8 protein-coding genes are annotated in these 7281 nt (G+C 69.2%); 4 read left to right on the plus strand and 4 right to left on the minus strand.

The window, feature by feature from the left end; genetic code table 11:
• Positions 1-106: 106 nt before the first annotated feature.
• Positions 107-1207, plus strand: coding sequence for a branched-chain amino acid ABC transporter permease (locus QUV35_RS17885; RefSeq protein ID WP_300877201.1), 1101 nt, complete (start codon positions 107-109; stop codon positions 1205-1207).
• Complete coding sequence (locus QUV35_RS17890; protein WP_300877202.1) at positions 1204-2070, plus strand: alpha/beta hydrolase; 867 nt, start codon at positions 1204-1206, stop codon at positions 2068-2070. The genes QUV35_RS17885 and QUV35_RS17890 overlap by 4 nt, the downstream gene beginning before the upstream one ends.
• 85 nt (positions 2071-2155) lie before the next feature.
• On the opposite strand, the gene QUV35_RS17895 is transcribed toward QUV35_RS17890, so the two are convergent.
• Positions 2156-2788, minus strand: a complete 633-nt coding sequence (locus QUV35_RS17895) for a LysE/ArgO family amino acid transporter (RefSeq protein ID WP_300877210.1) — start codon at positions 2786-2788, stop codon at positions 2156-2158.
• Positions 2789-2791: 3 nt separating this feature from the next.
• The gene (hemH, locus tag QUV35_RS17900) at positions 2792-3883 is read right to left on the minus strand and encodes a ferrochelatase (RefSeq protein WP_300877203.1); all 1092 of its coding nucleotides are present in this window, start codon (positions 3881-3883) and stop codon (positions 2792-2794) included.
• A 19-nt stretch (positions 3884-3902) separates the two neighbouring features.
• Here hemH and QUV35_RS17905 point away from each other — a divergent pair, with 19 nt between their 5' ends.
• Positions 3903-4640, plus strand: a complete 738-nt coding sequence (locus QUV35_RS17905; protein WP_300877204.1) for an HAD family hydrolase — start codon at positions 3903-3905, stop codon at positions 4638-4640.
• 23 nt (positions 4641-4663) lie between these two features.
• Complete coding sequence (locus QUV35_RS17910) at positions 4664-5314, plus strand: glutathione S-transferase family protein (RefSeq protein ID WP_300877205.1); 651 nt, start codon at positions 4664-4666, stop codon at positions 5312-5314.
• A 6-nt stretch (positions 5315-5320) separates the two neighbouring features.
• Here QUV35_RS17910 and QUV35_RS17915 read toward each other — a convergent pair whose 3' ends face one another.
• Both QUV35_RS17915 and hpnE read right to left on the minus strand, forming a co-directional pair.
• Entirely contained in the window at positions 5321-5782 is a 462-nt protein-coding gene (locus QUV35_RS17915) for an SH3 domain-containing protein (protein WP_300877206.1), read from the minus strand.
• 93 nt (positions 5783-5875) lie between these two features.
• Positions 5876-7222, minus strand: a complete 1347-nt coding sequence (gene hpnE, locus QUV35_RS17920) for a hydroxysqualene dehydroxylase HpnE (protein WP_300877207.1) — start codon at positions 7220-7222, stop codon at positions 5876-5878.
• Between the last annotated feature and the right edge of the window lie 59 nt (positions 7223-7281).

Below are 7281 nucleotides of genomic sequence, written 5' to 3' on the forward strand. Positions count from 1 at the left end.
CGCCGCCTTCGGCGTCACCCCCCTCCAGGGGGGCGCAGCCTGGGCCCGCCAAAGCCGGATCCTCGGCTGCTCTGGACGCAACTCCCCCTTCATCCAAGGTTGATCCATGCTGTCCCGACTCCTCTCCAACGACCTTCCGCGCAGCCGCTGGCTCACGGTCCTGCTGGTGGTTCTTTTCCTCGGCCTGCTATTTGCCCCTTTCTTGTTCCCGGGTGTCAAGGCGCTGAATGTGGCGGCCAAGGTGCTGATCTTCGTGGCCCTGGTGGCCAGCTTCGACCTGCTGCTGGGCTACACCGGCATCGTGAGTTTTGCGCACACCATGTTCTTCGGCATCGGCGCGTATGGCGTGGCCATTGCGCTCAATTCGGTGGAGCAGGCGAGCTGGGGCGCGCTGGCCGTGGGCGTGGTGTGCGCGCTGCTCATCTCGCTCATGCTGTCGCTGCTGATCGGCCTGTTCTCGCTGCGGGTCAAGGCGATCTTCTTCGCCATGATCACGCTGGCCGTGGCCTCGGCCTTCCTCACGCTGGCCTCGCAGCTGTCGGACTTCACCGGTGGTGAAGACGGCTTGAGTTTTCGCGTGCCCGAACTGCTGTCACCGGGCTTCATGCTGCGCGAGGAGCCGATGGCGACCCCCTTCGGCGAGGTGGACCTCAACGGCCGGCTGATCACCTACTACCTGATCTTCGTGGCCGTGACAGCGATCTTCCTGACCATCCTGCGCATCGTGAACTCACCGTTCGGGCGCGTGCTGCAGGCCATTCGCGAAAACGACTTCCGCGCCGAGGCACTGGGTTACCGCACCGTGGTCTACCGCACGCTGTCCAACGTGCTCTCGGCCTCGTTCGCCACGCTCGCCGGCTGCCTGCTGGCGATCTGGCTGCGCTACCAGGGGCCCGACACCTCGCTGTCGTTCGAGATCATGCTGGACATCCTGCTCATCGTCGTGATCGGAGGCATGGGCACGCTGTACGGTGCGCTGATCGGCAGCGTGATCTTCGTGCTCGCGCAGAGCTATCTGCAGGACCTGCTGCGGGTGGCGGGGCAGGCCACCGAGGGCATTCCCCTGCTGCCCGCCTTGCTCACACCCGACCGCTGGCTGCTCTGGCTGGGCCTGCTGTTCGTGCTGTCGGTGTATTACTTTCCCACCGGTGTCGTCGGCAAGCTGAGGGAGCGCGCGGTGCTGGCGCGGTTGAAAGGTCTGAAATGAAACCGCAGGCCACCGTGGTGCCCCGATCACGCTACCTCGTGTGCGAAGGCCGCGAGATCCACTTCATGGACTGGCAGCCCGCATCTGCCGCCGGCCCGGTGGTGGTGGCCTGGCACGGACTGGCCCGCACCGGTCGCGACATGGACCCGCTGGCCGCGCACCTGAGCGCCCAGGGCTGGCGCGTGATCTGCCCCGACACGATCGGCCGCGGCCTGTCGCAGTGGAGTCCGCGACCCGAGGCCGAGTACTGCCTGGACTTCTACAGTCGCCTGGCCACCGCGCTGGTGGATCAGCTGGAGCTGCAGCGCTTCCACTGGGTCGGCACCTCCATGGGCGGCGCGATCGGCATGGTGTGCGCGGCAGGCCGGCTGCAGGGACGCATCGAGCGCCTGGTGCTCAACGACATCGGGCCCAGGACGGCCGACGCCGCCATCGCGCGCATTCGCAGCTACGCCGGCAACCCGGCCGCCTTCGACACCGTGGGTGAGCTGCAGCGGTACTTCCGCACGGTCTACAAACCGTACGGCTGGTTGAGCGATGCCCAGTGGACGCTGCTCACGGAGAGCTCCACGCGCCGCCTGCCCGACGGTCGCGTGACGCCGCACTACGACCCGGCCATGGTGCAGCAGTTCACCCACCATCCCGACGACTACGAGCTGTGGCCGACGTTTGACCGCATCGACGTACCGGTGCTGTGCCTGCGCGGCGCCGATTCCGACCTGTTGCTGGCCGACACCGCCGAGGCCATGCGCGACCGCGGGCCGCGCGCACTGGTCGTGACGATTGCCGGCTGCGGCCATGCACCGGCTCTCAACGTGCCCGAGCAGTTCGAGCTGGTGCAGCGGTTTCTGGCGGGGCACTGAGCAACCGTGTCGGCAGCGTTGCGGGTGCGTTTTCGCCTGTGATCCATGGCGCCGGACGCCGATCGGCGGGCGCGTCAAGCGCTGATCAAGCGCCGGCGGTCAAGGCGTGGCGCAGCAGCAGCGCGGCGAGCACCCACATGGTCACGCCGATCAGGGCGTCGAGCATCTGCCAGGCCTTGGGCCGCGCGAACCATGGGGCCATCCAGCGGGCGCCGAATCCCAGCAACCCGAACCAGAGCACGCTGGCCGTGCTGGCCCCCGCCACGAACCAGCCGCGCAGGGCGGCGGGTTGCTGGGCGCCGATGCTGCCCACCAGCAGCACGGTGTCCAGATAGACATGGGGGTTCAACAAGGTGAACGCCGCCGCCTGCGCCAGGGCCGCCATCCGGCTGAGCGCCGCGCCGCCTTCGGTGGCCGTCAGGGGCTGGGGCCGACGTGCGCGGCGCAGGGCGCGCCAGCCATAGGCCAGGAGGAATGTGGCGCCAGCCACGGCCAGCGCCCGCGCGATGCCGGGACTGTCGGCCAGCGCCCGCGCCATGCCCAGCACGCCGGCTGCGATCAGCACCGCGTCTGCCACCGCGCAAAAGACCACCACGCTGCCCACGTGTTCGCGCCGCAGCCCCTGTCGCAGCACAAAGGCGTTCTGCGCGCCGATGGCCACGATGAGCCCGAGGCTCAAGGCCAGGCCTTGAAGGAAGACAGGCCCGGCGGCTGACAGGGCTCAGTCCTTCGCGCCGATCGCGAGCGCCCGTTCGCGGCTGGCCTGGAGCTCCATCGGATCGTCCACCGCTTTGGTGTCCCAGCCCTGCAGGTGCTGCTCGGCGACGTCGGTGAGCGCACGGATCCACTCGGGGTGGTCGTTCAGGCAGGAGATGTACTGGAAGCTCTGGCCGCCGGCGTGCAGGAAGGCCTCGCGCGCTTCCATGTTGATCTCTTCGAGCGTTTCCAGGCAGTCGCTGGTGAAGCCGGGGCAGACCAGGTCAACGCTCTTCAAGCCATTGCCGGCGAGGTCGATCAGCGTGGGCTCGGTGTAGGGCTCCAGCCACTTGGCCTTGCCGAAGCGGGACTGGAAAGTCACCTTGTAGCGGTCCTTGGGCAGGCCGAGCTGTTCGGCCAGCAGGCGCGCCGTCTTGTGGCATTCGCAGTGGTAGGGATCGCCCAGCTGCAGCGTGCGCTCGGGCACGCCGTGAAAGCTCATCACCAGCTGTTCGCTCTGGCCGTGGGCGGCCCAGTGCGCGCGGATGGTTTTGGCCAGCGCCTGGATGTAGCCGGGGTGGGCGTGGTAGCGGTTGATGAAGCGCAGCTCGGGAAGGTTTCGCACCTTGGCGGCCCAGTTCATCACGCCGTCGACCACGCTGGCCGTGGTGGTGGCGCTGAACTGCGGGTAGGCCGGCAGCACCAGCACGCGTGTGACGCCTTCGGCCTTGAGCTCGTTCATCACCGAGGCGATGGAGGGGTTGCCATAGCGCATGGCGTAGCGCACCGTCACCTGGTGTCCACGCTCGCCGAGGTAGCCGCGCAGCAGGATGGCCTGGCGCTCGGTCCATACCTTCAGCGGTGAACCTTCGGGCATCCAGATGCCGGCGTATTTGGCCGCCGACTTCTTTGGCCGCACGCGCAGGATGATGCCGTGCAGGATCAGCATCCAGACGAAGCGCGGAATCTCGACCACACGCTGGTCACCGAGGAACTCGGCGAGGTAGCGTCGCAGGGCGGGTGCGGTGGGTTCGTCGGGGGTGCCCAGGTTGCACAGCAGCACGGCGGTGCGGGCGGCCTGGCCGTGTTTGTAGGGCGGTTCGGTGTTGAAGGGCATGCGCTATTCTCTCGCAAGCATGAAAACCCCCACCAGCACCGCCTTGCCGACCGCGCCCCGCGCGCTGGACCCGACCCGCATCCGCGCCATCAGCATCGATCTGGACGACACGCTCTGGCCGATCTGGCCCACCATCGAACGTGCCGAGGCCATGCTGGCCAACTGGCTTGGCCAACACGCTCCCGCCACCGCCCGGCTCTACACCACGCCGGGCGCGCTGCGCGAGGCCCGCATCCACCTGCAGACGCTGCGACCCGATCTGGCGAACGACCTCAGCGCCTTGCGCCGCGAGTCGATCCGCCATGTGCTGCAGCAGGCCGGCGACGACCCGGCCCTGGCCGAACCCGCCTTCGACGTTTTCTTTGACGAACGCCAGCGCGTGCAACTGTTCGAAGACGCCATGCCCGCACTGGAATGGCTGAGCACCCGCTATCCGGTGGTGGCCGTGTCCAACGGCAACGCCGACGTGCACCGCGTGGGCCTGGGGCACCACTTTCATGCGGCTTTCAGCGCGCGCGGGTTCGGTGTGGGCAAGCCCGATCCGCGCATCTTCCTGGCCGCTGCCGACGCCGCCGGTGTCGACGCGGCCGAGGTGCTGCACATCGGCGACGACGCGCACCTCGACGTGGTGGGCGGGCTGCGTGCGGGCATGCAGGTGGCCTGGGTCAACCGCACCGGTCTGCCCTGGGAGCATGCGCCCCTGCAGCCACACACCACCGTGGCCGACCTGACGGCCCTGTGCCGTCAGATCGGCTGATTTTTCAAGGCATCAGCCCTCCCATGAGCCTCACCATCCACGGCATCGCCGCGTCGCGCGCCATCCGCCCCCTGTGGGCCGCGACCGAACTCGGTCTGGCGTTCCAGCATGTGAACACGCCATACCAGGGCGGTGCGACCCGCACGCCCGGGTTTCTGGCGCTGAATCCCAACGGGCACATCCCGGTGCTGGTGGACGCGCGGCCCGATGGCGAAGTGGTGGTGTGGGAGAGCATGGCCTGCGCGCTCTACGTGGCGCGCCACCACGGCCAGGCCGACGGCGTCGGCATCGCGCCGGCGAATGCACGCGAAGACGCCGAAGCCCTGCGCTGGAGCTTCTGGGCCGTGAACGAAACCGAAAGCGACGCCCTGACCGTGCTCATGCACCGCCTGGCGATGCCCGAAGACCGCCGCCGGCCCGACATGGCCGAGGGGGCCGAACGCCGGCTGGCGGTGCCGTTTCGCGTGATCGAACAACACCTCGAGCGCAACCGGGCCAGAGGACAGGCGTTCCTGGCCGCCGAACGTTTCACGGTGGCCGACCTGTGCGTGGCCAGCGTGTTGAACTGGGCGCGCCCGTCGCACGGCCTGATGACCGCGCATCCGCTCACCCATGCGTGGCTGAAGTCGTGCATCGATCGCCCGGCCTACCTGCAGGCCAAGGCCCTGGGCTGAGCCGCTTCAGAAACCCCAGAGCAGGCGTTTGGCGATCCAGCCGCTGACGCCCTCGCTGCGTTCCACCCGCACCCAGTCGGCGCGCTTCTCGCGGGTGCGCAGCAGTTCGCCGTATTCGACCCTGGCCAGGATGCGGTGCTGGGTGCCCGGCCCGCTGCGCAGGTTGGCCACCCTGGACTTGACGACATGGTGCGGCGTGCTCCCGGTGAGCGAGCGCGCGACCCAGCCGGTGTCGCCCTCGAAATCGCGCACCTGCACCCAGCTGCCCTTGCGCTGGGTGATCTGCAGCGGGTAACCCCGCTTGAGTTCCCACAGCACGGGCGTGTGGGTGCCCGGGCCTTCGCGCATGTTGAGGGTGCTGCCCTTGACGCTGACCATGCTCTGGGCTTGCGCCATGCTGGTGGAGAGGGCGGCCAGGCACAGGCCGGCCATGATCAGCAGTTGTCGGGTGGGACGGGTCCGGTTCATTCGCAGGGGCTCCTTTGCTCGGGTTGAAAAAGTTCCACCAGTGGGAACGTGAAGGCGCCCGGAGGTTCCCCGACCAGGCATCCTGCAGTGTGTTCAGCGCTCCTGTGCGGCCAGGCGGGCCGCGGCCAGGCCGCTGCGCACGGCCGCTTCGAGTGTGGCCGGGTAGGGGCCCTGCACATAGTCGCCTGCGGCGTACAGCCCTGGAGCCACCACCGCGCCCGGGCGTTCCAGCCCGGGCGTGCAGGCGAAGGTGGCCCGCTTTTCCACCACGCTGAGCAGCGGCTGCAAGGCCAGGCCGAGCTGACGCTGTCCCTGTTGCAACACGCGCGCCTGCAGGTCGTCGCGTTCACCGCCGCTGGCGCTCACCACAAAGGCCAGCACGCCGCTGGCAGCCGGGTCGTGCGGGCTCAGCTGCCCGCGGTCGAACACGAACTGCGCGGGTGCGGCGTGCGCGTCGGGCTCGGCGCGCAGTGCCAGCATGGGCGCTGGCAGTCGCGCGCCGGGGGCCAGGGCGTACACCGTGGTGATGGCGGTGAAACGCAGGGCGTGGGCCGACAAGGCCCAGTGGGCCAACGCCTCGTTGTCGTCTGCGTGCGCGAGCAGGGTCTGGGCCGCCACACTGGCGGGCGTGGCCCAGATGACGCGGTCGAACGCTTCCTCGCCCGCGTCGGTGCCCAGTCGCCAGCCGGTACCCGAGGTCTGCAGGCGCGTGACGCGCGTGCCGGTGCGAAGGCGTGCATGGGCGCCGTGGCGACTGTCCAGCCAGTTCGCTGCCGCCTGCGGAAACAGGCGGGTGAGATCGGTGCGAGGCAACAGCAGGCTCGACGCGCTGAAGCCTGCCGCACCGCGGCCGAACAGCGCGTCTCGCATGACACAAAGGAACACTTGCGCGCTGGCGTCCGAGGCCGGGATGTTCAGGGCCGACACGCACAGGGGTTCGATCAACTCCTGCATCACCCGATCGGGCAAGGGCTCGCACAAGCCTTCGACGGTGAGCGTGGCCGCACAACGAAACCCGGCCAGGCGCCAGCCCAGCGAGGCGCGGACCAGCGCCATCCGCTCGCCCCAGGTCCAGCCGCGCGCCGTCCCGATCGCGGCCAGCGCATCGAGCGGTGCCGGCCATCGCATGGCCCACGCGGGCGTTTGCAGGCCGCCGCCGTCGGGGTAGGGCAGCGACAGCGGCAGGGCCATCAGCACCTGCGGCAGGTTCATGCCCACCCGCTGCATCAGGGCCAGGGTGTCGCTGTAGGCGCCGATGAGGATGTGCTGGCCATTGTCCAGCGTGATCGGCGTGCCGTCGGGCGTCACGGTGGTCAGTGCCCGGGCCCGTCCACCGAGCATGCGCGTGGCCTCGAAGACCGTGACATCGAACCCCAGGAAGGCGGCTTCGACCGCCGCCGCCATGCCGGCCCAGCCGGCGCCGACAACAGCGAGCTTCATCACGGACCCGCCGCCGGGCCGCCCCAAGGCGGGTCAGCCCCCTCGGGGGGCAGCGGACC

This window comes from Hydrogenophaga sp. (genome assembly GCF_030373225.1).
Lineage (GTDB): Bacteria > Pseudomonadota > Gammaproteobacteria > Burkholderiales > Burkholderiaceae_C > Hydrogenophaga.

What these genes read in the sequence shown, in the direction of transcription:
- hemH (WP_300877203.1), bottom strand. Translation starts at nt 3,883, where the DNA reads ATGCCCTTCAACACCGAACCGCCCTACAAACACGGCCAGGCCGCCCGC.
- QUV35_RS17905 (WP_300877204.1), top strand. Translation starts at nt 3,903, where the DNA reads ATGAAAACCCCCACCAGCACCGCCTTGCCGACCGCGCCCCGCGCGCTG.
- QUV35_RS17890 (WP_300877202.1), top strand. Translation starts at nt 1,204, where the DNA reads ATGAAACCGCAGGCCACCGTGGTGCCCCGATCACGCTACCTCGTGTGC.
- QUV35_RS17910 (WP_300877205.1), top strand. Translation starts at nt 4,664, where the DNA reads ATGAGCCTCACCATCCACGGCATCGCCGCGTCGCGCGCCATCCGCCCC.
- QUV35_RS17915 (WP_300877206.1), bottom strand. Translation starts at nt 5,782, where the DNA reads ATGAACCGGACCCGTCCCACCCGACAACTGCTGATCATGGCCGGCCTG.
- QUV35_RS17885 (WP_300877201.1), top strand. Translation starts at nt 107, where the DNA reads ATGCTGTCCCGACTCCTCTCCAACGACCTTCCGCGCAGCCGCTGGCTC.
- hpnE (WP_300877207.1), bottom strand. Translation starts at nt 7,222, where the DNA reads ATGAAGCTCGCTGTTGTCGGCGCCGGCTGGGCCGGCATGGCGGCGGCG.